The sequence below is a fragment of the Streptomyces sp. NPDC045678 genome (assembly GCF_056432085.1).
Genome location: NZ_JBWKJS010000007.1, coordinates 211,006 through 228,640, shown reverse-complemented (window position 1 = coordinate 228,640; position 17,635 = coordinate 211,006). Strand labels below are relative to the sequence as shown.

Here is a 17,635-nt window from a genome sequence, read left to right as displayed (position 1 = left end):
TCGGCGCGCAGTGTTGAACCATGAAGTTTCAGGTGCTCTCCCTCATCTCGCACTCCCCGCACCCCCTGACCGGTGAACTCCCCTCCCCCGCCGAACGGTTCGAGGACGTCATCGAGGTCGGCGTGACGGCGGAGCGGCTCGGGTACGACGCGTACGCCGTGGGCGAGCGGCACGCGGGGGCCTTCCTGTCGTCGAGCCCGACCGTCGTGCTCGGCGCCCTCGCCGCGCGCACCTCCCGGATCAAGCTCCTCACCGGCGTCACCGTCGTCGCGATCCTCGATCCCGTGCGGGTCGCCGAGGACTACGCGACGCTCGACCAGATCTCGCGCGGCCGTGTGGAACTCGTCGTCGGCAAGGGCGCCGAAGCCGGGCACTTCGACCTGTTCGGGTTCGACGAGGCCCGGCAGTGGGACCTCCAGCGCGAGAAGTACGAACTGCTGCGCCGCCTGTGGGACGAGGAGAACGTCGACTGGGAGGGCGAGTTCAGGCCGCCGCTGAAGAACGTGACGACCGTCCCGCGCCCCTACGCGGGCACTCCGCGCGTCTGGCACGGCTCGGCGACGTCGCTCAACTCCCCCGAGCTGGCGGCCAGGCACGGCGACCCGCTCTTCACCGCCAACGCGATCCAGCCCCGCTCCGCGTACGCCTCGCTCATCGGCCACTACCGCGAGCGGTTCGAGGCGTACGGCCACGATCCGGCCCGCGCCCACGTGGCGGCGGGCTCCGGCGGCCTGCTCATCGCCGACACCGCCGAGCAGGCCGTCTCGCGCTACAAGGAGCTGTACGAGGCGCGGGTCGCGCAGAGCTTCCGGCCGGAGCTGGCGGGCAGGGCGGGCTACAACACGCCGTTCCGCACCATCGAGGACGCCATCGCGGGCGGGCCTCAGCTCATCGGCTCGCCGCAGCAGATCATCGACAAGATCCTCGGCTACCACGAGGTGTACGGCCACGACCTGCAGTCCGTCTCGGTGGACGGCTTCGGGCTCTCGCGCGGCGAGCAGACCGAGACGCTGCAACGGTTCGCGGAGGAGATCGCGCCGGTGGTGCGCAGGGCCGCGCCGTCCACGCTGTGGGACACCCTGTGATGCGCCGACGGTGCGGACTACGATCCGAAGATCAGCCTTGACCTGCCCTGGAGTGATTCATGACTCTCCTCACGACCTGGCCGGAGAGCGGCCCCGAGACCGTCGTGCGCCGTACCTCGGACCCGGCTGAGATAGCGGCCGCACTCGCTCCTGTGGGGGTGCGGTACGAGCAGTGGCCGGTGCGCGAGGACGTGCCGGCCGACGCCGACAGCGACACCGTGTTCGCCGCGTACCGCACGGAGATCGACAAGCTCAACGCCGAAGAGGGCTTCCGGACCGTGGACGTGGTGGCGCTGCATCCGCCGGCCGGTGACGACCCCGAGTGGGCCGGGAAGGCGAAGGCCGCCCGGCAGAAGTTCCTCGCCGAGCACACGCACGACGACGATGACGAGGTGCGGTTCTTCGTCGCGGGCGCCGGGATCTTCTACCTGCACGTGGGTGGCGAGGTGCACGCCGTGTACTGCGAGAAGGGCGACCTGCTCGGCGTGCCGCGCGGCACGACGCACTGGTTCGACATGGGGACGTCCCCTGCGTTCACGGCGATTCGTTTCTTCCACGAGGAGGACGGCTGGATCGGCACGTTCACGGGCAGCCCGATCGCGGACCGCTTCCCCGACTTCGACGAGATCCACGCGGGGTACGCCGCGTGACGGAGCACAATCCCGGATCCGTGGACGCCGTGGTGCTCGACATCGAGGGCACCACGAGCGCCACGGGGTTCGTGGTGGACGTGCTGTATCCGTACGCCCGGGAGCGGTTCGGTGAGCTGCTCGCCTCGCGGGGCGCCGAGCCGGAGGTGGCGCGTGCCGTCGCGCGGGTGCGGGCGGAGATCGGCGAGCCGGACGCGGACGCGGCGCGGGTGGAGCAGGTCCTCGGCGAGTGGGCTGACGCCGACCGCAAGGCGACGCCCCTGAAGACGCTCCAGGGCATCCTGTGGGCGGAGGGCTTCGCGCGCGGCGAGCTCGTCTCGCACTTCTACCCGGACGTCATCCCGGTCCTTCGGCGGTGGCACGCGGACGGGGTGCGGCTGTACGTGTACTCCTCCGGGTCCGTGTCCGCGCAGCGGGCATGGTTCGCGCACTCCGCGGAAGGCGATCTGCTGGATCTCGTGAGCGGTCTGTACGACACGGAGAACGCGGGCCCCAAGCAGGAGGCGGCCTCCTACCGCGCCATCGCCTCGTCCACCGGAGTCGCCCCCGGGCGGCTGCTCTTCCTCTCCGACCGGCCCGGCGAGCTGGACGCGGCGCGGGCCGCGGGCTGGCGGGCGGTCGGGGTGCGCCGGGCCGGGGAGCCCTACGCCGACGCCGACTTCGGCGACCACCCGCGGGTCTCGGTCTTCTCCGGGATCGCCCTCGCCACCGGGAGCAGCTCATGACCGAGACCACCACCGCGGCCCTGGACCTGGAGGAGGCGGGGGCCGTGCTCGCCGCGGAGGCCGCGCGGTTCGCTTCGTTCGGGTGGATGCGCGGGACGTCCGGGAACCTGTCCCTGGTCCTCTCGCGGGATCCGCTCCGGCTCGCCGTCACGGCGAGCGGCCGCGACAAGGGCGAGCTGACGGCGTCGGACGTGGTGCTGACGGACGGGCAGGGGGCGGCGGCCGGGCCAGGGCGTCCCTCGGCCGAGGCGGCGCTGCACGCGCGCGTCGTGCGGCTCACGGGTGCGGGCGCGGTGGTGCACGTCCACACGGTGGCGGCGGTCGTCATGGGGCAGCGCTCCCCCGACGGGATCCCCTTCGAGAACCTGGAGATGCTGAAGGGGCTGGGGCATCCGACGCACGAGGTGGCGGTGACGCTGCCGGTGATCGAGAACAGCCAGGACATGGGGGTGCTCGGGGACCGGCTCGAGGCCGCGCTGCGGCCGGGCATGCCGGCGGTGGTCGTGGCCGGGCACGGGATCTACGTCTGGGGTGCGGATCCGCGCGAGGCGCGGCACCGGGCCGAAGTCGTGGAGTGGCTGCTTGAGTTGGAGCTGGAGCGGGGGCGAGAGCGAGGCTGAGGTCCTGCCTCCGGCGGGGCTCGGTTCCGCACCGGCTCCGCCGGGTGCGTCCTCGAAACGCCGGACGGGCTGAGATGTGCTCGCCCTCAGGCGGCGGGCACGCCCTTTGGCAGCTCCCCCTTCGATACCTCCCGTACGCCCCGCTCCGTCACCAGTGCCGTCACCAGGGAGCCGGGGGTGACGTCGAACGCGGGGTTGTGGCCTCGGGAGTCCGCCGGGGTGGTGCGGATACCTGCCCACTCCAACACCTCGCTCTCCGGGCGGAGTTCGATGTGGATGCCGTCGCCCGTGGCCGTGGCCAGGTCCACCGTGGTGGTCGGCGCCGCCACCATGAACGGGATGCCCGCGTGCGCGCAGGCCAGGGCGACGCCGACCGTGCCGACCTTGTTCGCGGTGTCGCCGTTGGCCGCGATGCGGTCCGCGCCGACGATCGCCGCGTCGACCTCGCCGCGCAGGATCGTGCCGGCCGCCGCACCGTCCGCCTGGACGTAGTGCGGGATGCCTTCCTGGCCGAGTTCCCAGGCGGTCAGGCGGGCGCCCTGGAGGAGGGGGCGCGTCTCGTCGGCGTACACCGTCTCCAGGCGTCCCCTGGCGTGCAGTTCGCGGATGACGCCGAGCGCCGTGCCCCAGCCCGCCGTGGCGAGGGCGCCGGTGTTGCAGTGGGTGAGGATGCGCAGCGGGCGGTCCGTGCCGGGTGCGACGCGGTCGAGGAGCCAGTCGGCGCCGTACGCGCCCATCGCGTGGTTGGCCGCGAGGTCCTCGCGGACGATCGCGTCGGCCTCGGCGAGGACCGCGTCGATGCCCCGGTCGACGTGGGGCCGCACGCGGTCGACGCACACCATGAGGTTCACCGCGGTGGGCCTGGCCTCGCGGACGCGGGTGATCTCGGCGTCCAGGCGGGCCCGGTCCCAGCCCTCGCGCGCGGCCTGGGCCAGGGCGACGGCGACGCCGTAGGCACCGGCCGCGCCGATGGCGGGGGCGCCGCGCACGACGAGGCGGACGATCGCGTCGACCACGCCGTCGACGGTCGTGACGTCGAGGCGTTCCAGGGAGTGCGGGAGCGCCGTCTGGTCGATGAGGGAGAGGGACGGCATGCCGTCCTCCGCGGCCGCCGTCCAGGTCACGGCGCGCAGTTCCTGGCTGTTCATGGGGGTCAACTCCGAATGAAGGGGGGCGATTCCGGCCATGGGAGGAGGGGTGCCGTCACCGTACCCGACGTGCTCGAACCACATTGCGAGACGACCGCACGGCCGTCCGAATTCCGGTGTTACCCTCGCCGCCACCCAGGACAGATCGATCCGATCGACGGTGCGAGGAGGACAGCCATGGCCGCGAAATCCGGCGCGATGTGCTGCCCCGCCGTGTCCTGTGGCCGCCGAATGTGCCGCTGTCGCCGCTGTTTCCGCTGAGCGACGCCGTTCCGGCACGTACGACTCTCCTGTCACCGCCCGGCATCCGGGCACCTCCACGAAGGCGATGCCATGCCCCTGCTGTCTCCGCGTACGCGCACGCCCCTGAGACTCACCGCCGCGACCGTCGGCGCCGTCCTGCTCGCCACCGGCTGCAACGCGGCGGCGAAGGACGGTGCTTCGGGCGGTGCGGGAGACGGCACGGCGTTCACGCTCGTCACGCCCGACCCCGTCGCCCAGAACGAGTTCCTCAAGCTCGCCGTGTCCGGGGTGAAGGCGGCCGCGAAGGCGCACGACGGCTCGCAGAAGGTCTTCCAGAGCAGCGACACCGACTCTCGGCAGCAGAACGTCGCCTCGGCCGTCGACTCCGCCCCCGACGTCATCGCGCTCGTCGGCTTCGAGTTCGCGGACATCGTGGCGCAGCAGGCCGAGACCCACCCGAAGCAGCAGTTCCTGCTCGTCGACGCGTGCACGAAGAAGACGTACAAGAACGTCACCTGTGCCGTCTTCCGTGAGCACGAGGCCGTCTTCCTCGCCGGCGCCGAGGCCGGACTGCTCACGAGGAGCAAGAAGGTCGGCGCCGTCGACGTGCTCGACACCCCGCAGTTCCGGCGGTACAGCGAGCCCTTCGCGGCGGGCGCGAAAAAGGTGGAGCCCGGCGCGCGGTCCCGGACGCTGTTCGTCGGCGGGCAGTCGCCGTTCAACGACGCGGCGCGCGCCAAGGACCAGGCGTCGACGCTCGCGTCGGGCGGCGTCGACCAGGTGATGGCGGCCGCGGCCGCGGGCAACACGGGTGTCTTCCAGGCGGCCAAGGCCGCGAAGGCGAAGGACGGCAAGGGGTTCAGGGCGTACGGCGTGGACGCCAACCAGTGCCTGACCAGCCCCGGCGAGGTCGTCGACAACGTCCTGAAGAAGACCGACGTGGCCGTGGAGAAGGGCATCGGGCAGATCCTCGACGGCAAGGGCGGCACCACCGTGTCGTACGGCCTCAAGGAGGGCGGCATGTCGCTGACCGGCCTGGAGCCGGGGCTCGAGGACTCCAAGTGCCTGATCGCGGAGCCCGCCAACGCCGGCGTGCTGGCGCGCGTGAAGAAGCTGCGCGACGACATCGCGGCCGGGAAGCTGACCGTCGATGACCCCGCGGCCTGAGCCGGACGGCGTCCCCCACGCCGTCGAACTGCGGGGCATCACCAAGGAGTTCCCCGGCACCCTCGCCAACGACCGGGTCGACCTGACCGTCCGGCGCGGTGAGATCCACGCCCTGATGGGTGAGAACGGCGCGGGCAAGTCGACGCTGATGTCCGTCCTGTACGGGCTGCTGCGCCCGGACGCCGGGCAGATCCTGCTCGACGGGCGCGAGGTGTCCTTCGCGAGCCCGAGCGAGGCGATCGCCGCGGGCCTCGGGATGGTGCACCAGAGCTTCAAGCTGTTCCCGTCGTTCACGGTCGCCGAGAACGTCGTGTACGCGGCCGAGCCGCGCCGGTTTGGTCTCACGGACCGGGCGGAGGCGGTGCGGCGGGTCGCGGCGCTCGCCGAGGAGCACGGGCTCGCCGTCGATCCGTCGGCGAAGGTCGGTGATCTGCCGGTGGGGGTGCGCCAGCGGGTGGAGATCCTCAAGCTCCTGTACCGGGGCGCGCGGACGCTCATCCTGGACGAGCCGACGGCCGTGCTGACGCCGTCGGAGGCGGACGCGCTCTTCGGGGTGCTCCGCTCCCTCGCCGACGAGGGCCGCACCGTCCTCCTGGTCACGCACAAGCTGCGCGAGGTCGTGGAGGGCAGCGACGCGGTGACCGTGCTGCGGGACGGGCGGGTCGCGGCACGCGTGCGGACGGCCGACACCAGCGCCGACGCCATCGCGGCGGCCATGACGGGGCGCGCGGTGGAGCTGGACCGGGTGCATCCGGCAGGCTCCCCCGGCGGCGCCGTCCTGAAGGTCGAGTCCCTGACGGCGGACGGGGTGCGGGACGTGTCGCTCACCGTCCGCGCCGGGGAGATCGTCGGCATCGCGGGGGTCGCGGGCAACGGCCAGTCCGAACTGGTCGAGGCCGTCGCGGGGTTGCGGCCCGCCGTCGCGGGCCGGGTCACGCTCGCCGGGCAGGACGTCACCGGCGCGTCGGCCGCGGGGCGGCGTGCGGCGGGGCTCGCGTACGTCCCCGAGGACCGCACCGCGGTCGGCACGGCGCCGGCAGCGACGGTCGCGGAGAACCTCGCCATGGGTCACCACCGCGGGCACGGCCTGCTGCGTCCCGGATGGCTCCGCGAGCACGCGCGCGTGCTCGTCGAACGCTTCGGCATCAAGGCCGCGTCGTCGGGTCAGCCCGCGGGCTCGCTCTCCGGCGGCAACCTGCAGAAACTCGTGATCGGCCGCGAACTGGCCCACGAGGCGCCCCTGTTGGTCGTCGAGCAGCCCACCCGGGGCGTCGACATCGGCGCCGTCCAGACGATCCACGACCACCTGGTCGCGCACCGCGACGCGGGCCACGCGGTCCTGCTGGTCTCCGCCGAACTCAGCGAGATCCGCGGCCTCTCGGACCGGGTCCTCGTGATGTACGAGGGCGGGATCGCGGCCGAGTTCACCCGTGAGGAGGCGGACGAGCGGGCGCTGGGGCTCGCGATGGCGGGCGGAGCGCCCGACGCGTCCGCCGGGCCTCCCACCGGGTCCCCTGCCGGGGCCCCCGTCCCGTCCGTCCCCCTGAAGGAGGCCCCCTGACATGGCCGTCGAGAGCCTCTCCCGCCTGTACGGGGAGCACTCGCCCGTGCGGCGGGCCCTCAAGTCGTCCGCCCTGCACTCCGTCATCGCCGCCGTCCTCGTCGGGGCGCTGTTCCTCGTCGGTACGGGCGCCGAGCCGGTCGGCGCGTACGGGTCCGTCGTCAGCGGCTCGCTCGGGCCCGACGGGATCGGGTCGACGCTGACCACCGGGACGAGCATCCTGGGTCTCGCCGTGGCGCTCGCGATCCCGATGCGGGCCGGACTGCTGAACCTGGGCGGCGACGGGCAGCTCGTGCTCGGCGGGATCGCCGCCGCGGCCACGGGCCTGTACGTTCCGCTGCCCGCGCCGCTCGCCGTGGTCGCCGCGCTGCTCGCCGGGATGCTGGCGGGCGCCCTGTACGCGGCGCTCGCCGCGGTCTGCCAGAACCGGTTCGGCGTACCGCTGCTGGTGAGCAGTCTCCTGCTGAGCTACCCGGCGATGTCCTTCGCGTCGTACCTCGCACGGTTCCCGCTCAAGGAGGAGGGGTCGAGCCTTCCGCAGACCCGGCGGCTCCCGGCCGGCGTGGAGCTGCCCGCCTTCGGGTCGTCGACGGTCACCGTCGGGCTCGTGCTCGTCGTGATCGCCGCGGGCGTCTTCCTCTTCACCGACGCCAGGACCGCCACCGGCTACGAGATCCGCATGACGGGGCTCAACCCGCGCTTCGCGGCGTACGCGGGCGTCGACGCGCCCCGGCTCACGCTGCGCCTCATGGCGGTCTCCGGCGCCGTCGCCGGGCTCGTCGGCGCGATCGGCGTGCTCAGCTTCCCGTACCGCTTCACCGACGGTTCGCTGACGGCCGCCGGGCACACCTGGACCGGTCTGACGGCCGCGCTCCTCGCCTCGGCCGCGCCCCTGGGCACCGCGCTCGCCGCGCTGTTCTTCGCCGCGCTCGACGTGGGCGGGCTCGCGATGGAGCGTGCGACGGAGGTGCCGCGCGAGCTGACGCAGGTGTTGCAGGCCGTCGTCATCGTGTTCCTGGCCGCGCGCCTGCGCTTCACCTGGCGGCGGGCCGGGAAGGCCATACCTCCAAAGGCTCCCACGGCCCCTACGGCCCGCATGGCTCCCACGGCTCCCACGGCTCCCACGGCTCCCACGGCTCCCACGGCTCCCGAGGGGGACCTCTGATGTCCGTCGACTCCGCGCTGTTCCACTCGGCGCTCCTCGCCCTCACCCCGATCCTGCTCGCCGCGCTCGGCGGCGCGGTGTGCGAGCGGGCCGGCGTGTTCAACATCGGCCTCGAAGGGATGATGCTCATCGGCTGCTTCAGCGCGGTCGCGGGCAGCTGGTTCACCGGCAGCGCGTGGCTGGGTGTCCTGTTCGCGGCCCTGTCGTCCGCCGCGTACGCGATGATCCTCGCCGTGGGGACCATCAGTCTGCGGGGCGACGCCGTCGTCCTCGGTGTCGCGCTCAACCTCCTCGCCGTCGGGCTCACGGGGTTCCTGCTGCGTACGGTCTTCGGCGTGCAGGGCACGTTCTCCGACCCGGACCTGGCGGGGCTCGGCACCGTCGACCTCGCCTTCCTCGGGCCGGTGCTGTCCGGGCACTCGCCGCTCGTGTACGTGTCCTGGGCGGCGGTCGCCGTCGCCGCCGTGTTCCTCGCGCGTCACCCGTGGGGGCTGCGGCTCCGCGGGGTCGGCGAGGCGCCGGACGCGGCGGCGACGCTCGGGGTGAGCCCGGTGAAGTACCAGTACGCGGCCGTCCTCACCGGCGGGCTGCTCTGCGGTCTCGCCGGGGCGCAACTCGCCCTCGGCAACGTCACGTTGTTCTCGGAGAACATGACGGCGGGGCGCGGCTGGATCGCCGTGGTCGCCGTGCTGCTGGGCCGGGCGCTGCCCCTCGGGGTGCTGCTCGCCGGGCTGCTCTTCGGGGTCGCGGAGGCGGTCGGGTTCCGGCTGCAGGGCAACGGTCTTCCGCCGCAGGCCACCGACGCCGCCCCCTACGCGGTGACCCTGGTCGCCCTCTTCCTCTCCACGGCGCGCCGCAGGCGCCGCAAGCAACCCGAGTCCCCCCTAGGAGCCTCCACATGACGTCGCTCACCGACGCGCTGCCCATCACCCGTGTCCCCCGCACCGGCCTGCCCGCGCACGCGGTCGTCGTCGGCGACCCGGGCCGTGCGGCCGCCGTCGCCGATCTCCTGGCCGACGCGAAGGAGGTGTCGTACCACCGTGAGTACCGCACCTTCGCCGGCAGCTGGCAGGGCACGCCCGTCGTCGTCGCCTCGCACGGTGTGGGCGCGCCCGGCGCGATCCTCCTCTTCCAGGAGCTCGCCGAGGCAGGCGTCACCACGATCCTGCGGCTCGGCACGGCGGGCGCGATCCGCCCCGGCATCCGCGACGGCGACCTGGTCATCGCGGACGCGGCGGTGCGCGACGACGGCGTGACGCAGCAGCTGATCCCCGCCGAGTACCCGGCGTTCTCTGCGCCGGAGGCGGTGCTCGCCCTGCAGCGCGCGGCGCGGGCCGCCGGAGCCCCGTACCACCGCGGGGTGGTGTGGACGCGGGCCGCGTTCCAGCCGGGTTTCCTGCCGCTGCCCGGCGAGGCGTACGCGGCCGCCGGGATCGCCGCCATCGAGATGGAGCTCTCGGCGCTGTACGTCTTCGCGTCGACGCACGGTCTGACGGCGGGCGGCGCCCTGGTCGTGGACGGCGCGAACGCCGACGAGCTCGTCGACAAGGACGCCACCGGCGGGTACGACCCGCACCGCGAGGTGGTCACCGACGGGGTCGACCGGGGTGCCCGGATAACCTTGGACGCGCTGCGCCTGCTGGCCTCGACCGAGCGCTGAACGACCGTAGCGATCGTCCACGACCGAGGCGAACAGGGAGAACGGAACGATGCACCCCACTGACCTGCCGGCCCAGGACCGCGGCGGCTCCATAGACCTGCTGGTGCACGGCGGCGACGTGCTGACCGTCGACGCGGCGGGCACCGTCGTGAGGGACGGGGCGGTCGCCGTCCGCGGGGGCCGCGTCGTCGAGGTGGGGCCCGCGGAGCGGCTGCGTGCGGCGTACGAGGCGGCCGAGGAGATCGACGCGCGCGGCTGCCTCGTCCTGCCGGGCCTGATCAACACGCACACGCACCTCGCGATGAACCTGATGCGCGGCATCGCCGACGACGTCACGCTGCAGGGCTTCCTGGCCCGGGTCGTCCCGCGCGAGGCCGCGATCCTCTCGCCGGACACGGTGGCCACCGCGATGCGGGCCGCCGTCGCGGAGTCCGTACGGGGCGGGGTCACGACCGCCCTCGACATGTACTGGTTCCACGAGGCGGCCGAGGAGGCGGCCCGCGACGCCGGGTGGCGGCTGCTGACCGGGCCGACGTTCATGGACGTGCCGGGCCCGCCGGACGGCCGGCCCTACGAGGAGCGGCTCGGGTGGGCGACCGCGCACCTGAAGGCGTACGTCCCGGCGCCGGGCACCCGTCCGATCGTCTGCGCGCACTCCGCGTACACGCTGAACCCCGCGCAGCTCACCGAGATCACCGCGCTCGCCGGGGAGCACGGCGCGCTGCTCCACGTGCACGCGTCGGAGAACGCGGCGGAGGTGGCGAACGTCGTCGAGCAGCACGGCATGCGCCCCGTGGAGCTGCTCGACTCGCTCGGCGTGCTCGGGCCCGACACGCTGCTCGCGCACGCGGTGGACCTCACGGACGCCGAGATCGCGACGCTGGCCCGCACCGGCACGGCGGTGGCGCACTGCCCGGTGTCCAACCTCAAGCTGGGCTGCGGCATCGCGCGCGTGCCCGACCTGCTCGACGCGGGCGTGACGGTCGGCCTCGGCACCGACGGCGCGGTGTCCTCCAACACGCTCGACCTGCTGGGCGCGGTGAGGGTCGCCGCGCTGGTGCACAAGGCGGGCGGCGACCCCACCGCGGTCGGCGCCGAGCAGGCCGTCCGGATGGCGACCGTCGAGTCGGCGCGTGCGCTCGGGCTGGGCGACCGCCTCGGTTCGCTGGAGGCGGGCAAGCAGGCCGACCTGATCGTCCTTGACCTGGAGCGGCCGCACCTCGCGCCCCGGCACGACCCGTGGTCCACGCTGGCGTATGCGGCGTCGGCCGCCGATGTCCGGGACACTGTGGTGGACGGCCGTGTCCTGATGCGCGACCGGACCCTGCTCACCCTCGACGAGCAGGCCGTCCTGCGGGCCCTCCAGGACGCGGCGGCCGCCTCCGAGGCGGCACCGGTCTCCTGACCCGCGTCCCCGGACCGAAGTGACATCAACCCCCGAGATCCCCCGAAGTGGCACCCACCGCATGACGTTCGAACCCACCCGCGGCTTCACCGGCCGCGCCCGAGCCGCCGACCGCGATCCGCGGCTGCCCCCGGGACAGTACGACGCGGGCGACGGCTGGCCCGTCCTGTCCGCCGAGGTCACCCCGCGGCTCGCCGCCGCCGACTGGACGTTCCGCGTCGACGGTCTCGTCGCGGCCCCGCGCACCTGGACCTGGGACGAGGCGCACGCGCTGCCCGCGTCCGAGTACCGGGGCGACATCCACTGCGTGACGAGCTGGTCCAAGTTCGGGGTGCGGTTCGGCGGGGTGAGCCTGGACACGTTCCTGGCCGCGGCCCGCCCGCTCCCCACGGCGACGCACGTCGTCGCGTACTCGCACACCGGCTACACCACGAACCTCCCGCTGTCCGACGTGACGGACGGCAAGGCGTGGATCGTCTGGGAGTACGGCGACGGGCCGCTGCCCGCCGAGCACGGCGGCCCGGCCCGGCTGATCGTCCCCCACCTGTACTTCTGGAAGAGCGCCAAGTGGGTGGCGGGGCTGCGGCTCCGCCACCGCGACGAGCCGGGCTTCTGGGAGCAGAACGGCTACCACCACCGGGGCGACCCGTGGGCCGAGGAGCGTTACGCCGGTGACTGACCTCACGAATCCCGGACCCGAGGAGCGTTTCGTGCCGCCGACGGCGTTCGCCGTGCCCGGCCGCATCGCGGTGAGCAACCGTTCCGCGGCCGTGTGGCAGCGGGCGACCGTCGTGGAGATCCGCCGCGAGACGCCGCTGGTGTCGACGTTCCGCCTGAAGGTGCCCGACTGGCAGGGGCATCTGCCGGGCCAGCACCTGATGCTGCGGCTCACCGCCGAGGACGGCTACGTCGCCCAGCGGCACTACTCGATCGCCTCCGCGCCCGACGAGAGCGGCGAGATCGAGCTGACCCTCGACCACGTGCCGGGCGGCGAGGTGTCGGGGCATCTGCACACCGTGGCGCACGTCGGCGACACCGTCGAGGTGCGCGGGCCGCTGTCCGGCTTCTTCGCCTGGCCGGGCGACCGTCCCGCGCTGCTGCTCGGGGCCGGGTCGGGCGTGGTCCCGCTGATGTCGATGGTCCGGCACCACCGGCTCGCGGGGCTCGACGTGCCGGTGCGCCTCGTCGTGTCGGCGCGCACGCCCGCCGACCTGATCTACGCGGACGAGTACACGGACGAGACCACCGTCGTCCTGACCCGGTCCGAGGGCCGGCTGAACGCCTCCCACCTGGCGCCGTTCCTCGGCGAGGCGGGGCAGCCCGAGGGCGGCTGGGAGGCGTACGTCTGCGGCTCCAACGGGTTCGCCGAGCACGCCTCGCGGCTCCTTGTGGAGGGCGGCCAGCCGGTGGACCGGATCCGCATCGAACGCTTCGGCTGACCGCTGCCGCTGCCGCGACCGCCCCGTGCGGTCCGGTGCGATGGCGGATCCCGCTACTCCCGTGCGGCGCGGCCGCGCCCCGGTCCATAATCGCCTGATACATCGGATGTCTATCCCGGCACCTTTGACCATTGGCGCTTTCGACTGTTGAGGCGAGGTCCCCCCATGGCTGTCACCGACGAGGCCATCGAGAAGATCAAGGACATGATCGTCTCGGGCGCGCTGCGCCCCGGCGACCGGCTGCCCAAGGAGAGCGAACTCGCCGCCGAGCTGGGCCTCTCGCGCAATTCACTGCGCGAGGCGGTACGCGCCCTCGCCCTGATCCGCATCCTCGACGTACGCCAGGGCGACGGCACGTACGTCACCAGCCTGGACCCCCAACTCCTCCTGGAGGCCCTCAGTTTCGTCGTCGACTTCCACCGCGACGACACGGTCCTGGAGTTCCTCGCGGTCCGCCGGATCCTGGAACCGGCGGCCACGGCGATGGCCTGCGCGCACATCTCCGATGCCGAACTGGACGCACTGGGCGAACAGTTGGACGCCCTGGGCAGCGCGCCGTCGGTGGAGGAGCTGGTCGCCGCCGACCTGGAGTTCCACCGCCGCATCGTCCAGACGTCCGGCAACTCCGTCCTGTGCTCCCTCCTCGACGGCCTCTCCGGGCCCACCACCCGGGCCCGCGTCTGGCGCGGCCTGACCCAGGAGGACGCCGTCAGCCGCACCCTCCACGAGCACCGGGCGATCCTCACCGCGCTGCGGGACCGCGACGCGGAGGCGGCCCGCTCGTGGGCGACGGTGCACATCGCGAGCGTCGAACAGTGGCTGCGCACGACGCTGTGAGACCGCCCCGCACCTGTGGGTGAAGGCGCTGTTTCCCGGGCCGGAGCGTGGGCAGTGATCACGCATTCCCCCACGCAAGGGGGCTGCGGACGGACCCTGCCGACGCCGTAAGGTTGGGGCGTACGCAAGGGAACGTCGGAAGGAGGCCTGGGTGATCGAGCTCGAGGGGGTACCCGAGCTGGTCGACCCGGTCATGGTGGCCGCGTTCGAGGGCTGGAACGACGCCGGCGACGCCGCCTCCGCCGCGGTCGCGCATCTCGACAAGGAGTGGAAGGGCGAGGTGTTCGCGGCGCTGGACGCCGAGGACTACTACGACTTCCAGGTCAACCGGCCCACGGTCTGGCTCGACGGCGGAGTGCGGAAGATCACGTGGCCGACGACCAGGCTCTCGGTGGTCCGCGTCGGCGGCGACAAGCCCCGTGACCTGGTCCTGGTCCGGGGCACCGAGCCGTCCATGCGCTGGCGGTCGTTCTGCAACGAGATCCTGGGCTTCGCGCACGAGCTGGGCGTCGAGCTGGTCGTGATCATGGGCGCGCTGCTCGGGGACACCCCGCACACCCGCCCCGTCCCGGTCAGCGGCGTGACGTCCGACCCGGACCTGGCGCGCACCATGGATCTCGAGGAGACCAAGTACGAGGGTCCGACGGGCATCGTCGGCATCCTCCAGGAGGCCTGCACGCACGCGGGCGTCCCGGCCGTCAGCCTGTGGGCCGCCGTGCCGCACTACGTGTCGCAGCCGCCCAACCCGAAGGCCACGCTGGCGCTCCTCAACCGCCTGGAAGACCTGATCGACCTGCGGATCCCGCTGGGCGAGCTGGCCGAGGACGCGCGCGCCTGGCAGGTGGGCGTGGACCAGCTGGCCGCCGAGGACAGCGAGGTCGCGGAGTACGTCCAGTCGCTGGAGGAGGCGCGGGACACCGCGGAGCTCCCCGAGGCGTCCGGCGAGGCCATCGCCCGCGAGTTCGAGCGGTACCTGCGGCGGCGTGACGGCGGGGAGGGCGGAGCCGCGTACCTCCGGGACTCGCCCAGCGACCGCACGCGGCCGCCGAAGCCGAAGCCGACGCAGCGGCCGGGGCAGGGCGCCGAGGACGGCGAGGGCGAGGGCGGCGACCCGGGCCCTCCGGATTCCTCGGACGACTGACCTTCACAGCGCAATGGGGCGGCACCTGTACAGGTGCCGCCCCATTGCGCTGCTCATGGCCGAAGTGCGGCTGATGTGCGTCTCGTGGCCGAATTGCACGGGGTTCCCTTTTCAACTTCTCTTCAAACACTGTTGCTCGAAAGAGGGGTGGACGGCTCGGCCCTGCCGTAGCAGGGTGAGCCCCGGAAACCTGGCGCAGCGCACAGCACGGCACCCGCAGGACGGAAGGGAGCGGTGAAGCGATGACCGAGCAGGCAGACCCGGCGCGAGACCCCGGAGCCGGCGGGCCCGGCCCCGACGGAATGGGATTCACCTACCGAGAAGCACAGGAAGAGCTGATCGTCGTCGCCCGGCCCGAGGCCCGGCTGCGCGCCGGCGAGCGGGACATCCGCTCGGCCTCCGGCTCCGACGTATCGGCCCTGAACATGTTCCTCACCGACGAACAGCTCACTCTGGAGCCGCTGTTCGGCAACGAGGACCGGTTGCGCGCCGCAGCGCCCTCGGCGGCGGGCGAGGACGACGTGCCCGACCTGGCCCTCTTCTACCGCGTCCGCGGCGGCGACGACCGGCCCGACGAGCTGCGCGCCCGGATGGCGGCGCTGCCGGGCATCGACACGGCGTACGTGAAGCCCGGCGCCGTACCGGCCTCGATCGACCCCTCGCCGACCCAGCCGCACGACCTGGACGAGGCGACCCGGCGGCGCAAGGAGGGCATGCCCGCCACACCCGACTTCACCAGCCGTCAGGGCTACTTGAAGCCGGCGCCCGAGGGAATCGACGCACGCTGGGCCTGGCAGCGCGTCGGCGGCTCCGGGGAGGGCGTCACCGTCGTCGACATCGAGGGCGCCTGGCAGCTGCGCCACGAGGACCTCGCCGCGAAGCTCGCCGGCGTCGTCGTCGGCACGCCCATCCAGGACCTGGCGTGGCGCAACCACGGCACCGCGGTGATCGGCGTCATCGGCGGCGACCGCAACTCCCTCGGCATCACCGGCATCGCGCCGGAGGCCGTGACCGCGACCGCGTCCTTCCAGCCCCTCGGCACGGCCGCGACGATCCACGCGGCGGCGGAGCGGCTGAACCGCGGCGACATCATCCTGCTCGAACTGCACCGCCCCGGGCCGAAGTTCGACTTCGGCCCGCGTGACGACCAGAAGGGCTACATCGCCATCGAGTGGTGGCCCGACGACTACGCGGCGGTGCGGTACGCCACCGCGAAGGGCGTGCTCGTCGTGGGCGCGGCGGGCAACGGCGCCGAGTCCCTGGACGACGCGGTGTACGAGCGCAGGCCGGACGGCTTCCCGTCCTGGTGGCGCAACCCGTTCAACCCCAGCAATCGTTCCTCCGGCGCGGTTCTGGTCGGCGCGGGCGCTCCCCCACCCGGCACCCACGGCCGCGATCACGGCCCCGACCGCTCACGCCTGGCGTTCTCCAACTACGGGGCGCGCGTGGACGCGCAGGGCTGGGGCCGTGAGACCACCACGACCGGCGGCTTCTGGGACCGGCCCGGCGATCTCCAGGGCGGCGCCGACGAAATCGCCTGGTACACGGACACGTTCTCCGGTACGTCCTCCGCGTCGCCGATCGTCGTGGGTGCCCTCGCCTCGCTGCAGGGCATGCTGAAGGCCGCGGGCCAGCAGCCGATGACGCCGGACCGGGCCCGTGCGACGCTGCGCGCGACGGGCTCCCCGCAGCAGGACGCGCCGGGCAGGCCCGCGTCGCAGCGGATAGGCAACCGCCCCGACCTCAAGGCGGCGGTGACGAACCTGCTGCCGTCGGCGGTGGGTTCGGGTCAGGCCGAGCGGTACTGGGACGAGCTGCTCCCGTATCCGCCGGAACTCCCGCCGCGGCTCCGGCTGTTCGTGGCCGGGGAGTGGCGCAACCTCGACAACCCGTCCCCCGAGACACGGCAGGCGGTGCACTCCGCCTTCGCCGGGGGACGACCGGACGTACGTGTCTGGTTCTCGGACGACGAGGTCGTCGGCCTCGTCGTCACCGGCTGAATCAACCGATCAGTGAGGGAAGGTGGCACACGCATGAGCACCACCCCGCAGATGAGTCAACTGGGTCAGCAACAAGGACAGCAGTACGGACCGCAGCAGCAGTACGGACAGCAGCAGTACGGGCCGCAACAGCACGGCCAGCAGCAGTACGGCCAGCAGCAGAGCCCCAGCACCGCCCCGCCGCAGCAGAGCCAACAGCAGTACGGTCAGCAGGGCAACCAGCCGGGCATGCAGAACCAGCCGGGTATGCAGAGCCAGCAGGGCATGCAGCAGGTTCCTCCGCAGCTGCGTCAGCAGCTCCAGCAGCTCGGCCAGCAGCAGCCGTTCCAGAACCTGCTCCAGCAGTTCGGCCGGGAGCAGGAGCAGCAGATCCCGCAGGCGCACGCGCCGGAGATCTCCACCCAGGCCCTCGCGTCGAACGTCGCGACGGCGTTCTGGGACGTCGTCGAGCCGCTGCCCGGCCAGGCGTACATCCTCTATCTGCACATCGACAACGCCTGGCGGGCCTTCATCGACCCCAACCCGCACACCCACGACGAGGTCCAAGAGGCATTCGCCTACGGGCATCAGGTGATCGGCTACTACGACACCAACAACCCGGGCTACCTGCTGGCCATCGTCATCACCAAGTGACCGGCGCGCACGGCACGCCCCGGGCGTGACCACACGGCGGCGGGGGGGGGGGGGGGGGGGGGGGGAGGGGGGGGGGGGGGGGGGGGGGGGGGGGGGGGGGAGGGGGCCCCACCCCCCCCCCCCCCGCCCAGCGAAAGAAAACCCCCGCCCCCCCCC

Annotated in this window: 17 protein-coding genes; 16 read left to right on the top strand and 1 reads right to left on the bottom strand. The window is 73.1% G+C overall.

What is annotated here, in order from left to right:
* Positions 1 to 20: 20 nt before the first annotated feature.
* The 4 genes from AC07DO_RS25095 to mtnB are packed head-to-tail and all read left to right on the top strand — an operon-like array spanning position 21 to position 3,080.
* Complete coding sequence (locus tag AC07DO_RS25095; RefSeq protein WP_479062787.1) at positions 21 to 1,085, top strand: LLM class flavin-dependent oxidoreductase; 1,065 nt, start codon at positions 21 to 23, stop codon at positions 1,083 to 1,085.
* Between the two features lie 59 nt (positions 1,086 to 1,144).
* Positions 1,145 to 1,735, top strand: coding sequence for a 1,2-dihydroxy-3-keto-5-methylthiopentene dioxygenase (locus AC07DO_RS25090; protein WP_479062786.1), 591 nt, complete (start codon positions 1,145 to 1,147; stop codon positions 1,733 to 1,735).
* A complete protein-coding gene (mtnC, locus tag AC07DO_RS25085) occupies positions 1,732 to 2,460 on the top strand; it encodes an acireductone synthase (RefSeq protein ID WP_479062785.1) in 729 nt (242 codons plus the stop codon). Before AC07DO_RS25090 ends, mtnC begins: the two co-directional genes overlap by 4 nt.
* The gene (gene mtnB, locus AC07DO_RS25080; RefSeq protein WP_479062783.1) at positions 2,457 to 3,080 is read left to right on the top strand and encodes a methylthioribulose 1-phosphate dehydratase; all 624 of its coding nucleotides are present in this window, start codon (positions 2,457 to 2,459) and stop codon (positions 3,078 to 3,080) included. Before mtnC ends, mtnB begins: the two co-directional genes overlap by 4 nt.
* Before the next feature lie 86 nt (positions 3,081 to 3,166).
* Here the strand turns inward: mtnB and mtnA are convergent, their stop codons facing one another.
* On the bottom strand, positions 3,167 to 4,228 hold the full coding sequence (gene mtnA, locus AC07DO_RS25075; protein WP_479062781.1) for an S-methyl-5-thioribose-1-phosphate isomerase: 1,062 nt from the start codon (positions 4,226 to 4,228) through the stop codon (positions 3,167 to 3,169).
* 333 nt (positions 4,229 to 4,561) lie between these two features.
* On the opposite strand from mtnA, the gene AC07DO_RS25070 reads away from it, so the two are divergent.
* From AC07DO_RS25070 to AC07DO_RS25015, 12 genes are all read left to right on the top strand, one after another.
* Positions 4,562 to 5,638 (top strand): BMP family ABC transporter substrate-binding protein, encoded by a 1,077-nt coding sequence (locus AC07DO_RS25070; protein ID WP_479062780.1) that lies wholly within the window; start codon positions 4,562 to 4,564, stop codon positions 5,636 to 5,638.
* Complete coding sequence (locus AC07DO_RS25065; RefSeq protein WP_479062778.1) at positions 5,622 to 7,199, top strand: ABC transporter ATP-binding protein; 1,578 nt, start codon at positions 5,622 to 5,624, stop codon at positions 7,197 to 7,199. Before AC07DO_RS25070 ends, AC07DO_RS25065 begins: the two co-directional genes overlap by 17 nt.
* Position 7,200: 1 nt before the next feature.
* A complete protein-coding gene (locus AC07DO_RS25060) occupies positions 7,201 to 8,364 on the top strand; it encodes an ABC transporter permease (RefSeq protein ID WP_479062776.1) in 1,164 nt (387 codons plus the stop codon).
* Positions 8,364 to 9,266, top strand: a complete 903-nt coding sequence (locus tag AC07DO_RS25055; protein ID WP_479062774.1) for an ABC transporter permease — start codon at positions 8,364 to 8,366, stop codon at positions 9,264 to 9,266. Before AC07DO_RS25060 ends, AC07DO_RS25055 begins: the two co-directional genes overlap by 1 nt.
* Positions 9,263 to 10,024: a phosphorylase family protein gene (locus AC07DO_RS25050; RefSeq protein ID WP_479062772.1), complete on the top strand. Its 762-nt coding sequence runs from the start codon at positions 9,263 to 9,265 to the stop codon at positions 10,022 to 10,024. Before AC07DO_RS25055 ends, AC07DO_RS25050 begins: the two co-directional genes overlap by 4 nt.
* Before the next feature lie 49 nt (positions 10,025 to 10,073).
* On the top strand, positions 10,074 to 11,429 hold the full coding sequence (locus AC07DO_RS25045) for an amidohydrolase (RefSeq protein ID WP_479062770.1): 1,356 nt from the start codon (positions 10,074 to 10,076) through the stop codon (positions 11,427 to 11,429).
* Between the two features lie 61 nt (positions 11,430 to 11,490).
* Positions 11,491 to 12,108 carry a sulfite oxidase-like oxidoreductase gene (locus AC07DO_RS25040; RefSeq protein ID WP_479062769.1) on the top strand — a complete coding sequence of 206 codons (618 nt, stop codon included), beginning with the start codon at positions 11,491 to 11,493 and terminating at the stop codon, positions 12,106 to 12,108.
* Positions 12,101 to 12,868 (top strand): ferredoxin reductase, encoded by a 768-nt coding sequence (locus AC07DO_RS25035; protein WP_479062767.1) that lies wholly within the window; start codon positions 12,101 to 12,103, stop codon positions 12,866 to 12,868. Before AC07DO_RS25040 ends, AC07DO_RS25035 begins: the two co-directional genes overlap by 8 nt.
* Positions 12,869 to 13,033: 165 nt before the next feature.
* Entirely contained in the window at positions 13,034 to 13,705 is a 672-nt protein-coding gene (locus AC07DO_RS25030) for a FadR/GntR family transcriptional regulator (protein WP_479062766.1), read from the top strand.
* A 151-nt stretch (positions 13,706 to 13,856) separates the two neighbouring features.
* A complete protein-coding gene (locus AC07DO_RS25025; RefSeq protein ID WP_479062764.1) occupies positions 13,857 to 14,846 on the top strand; it encodes a PAC2 family protein in 990 nt (329 codons plus the stop codon).
* A gap of 242 nt (positions 14,847 to 15,088) precedes the next feature.
* The gene (locus AC07DO_RS25020) at positions 15,089 to 16,846 is read left to right on the top strand and encodes a S8 family peptidase (protein ID WP_479062763.1); all 1,758 of its coding nucleotides are present in this window, start codon (positions 15,089 to 15,091) and stop codon (positions 16,844 to 16,846) included.
* A gap of 33 nt (positions 16,847 to 16,879) precedes the next feature.
* Positions 16,880 to 17,479 (top strand): hypothetical protein, encoded by a 600-nt coding sequence (locus AC07DO_RS25015; protein WP_479062762.1) that lies wholly within the window; start codon positions 16,880 to 16,882, stop codon positions 17,477 to 17,479.
* Positions 17,480 to 17,635 lie beyond the last annotated feature (156 nt).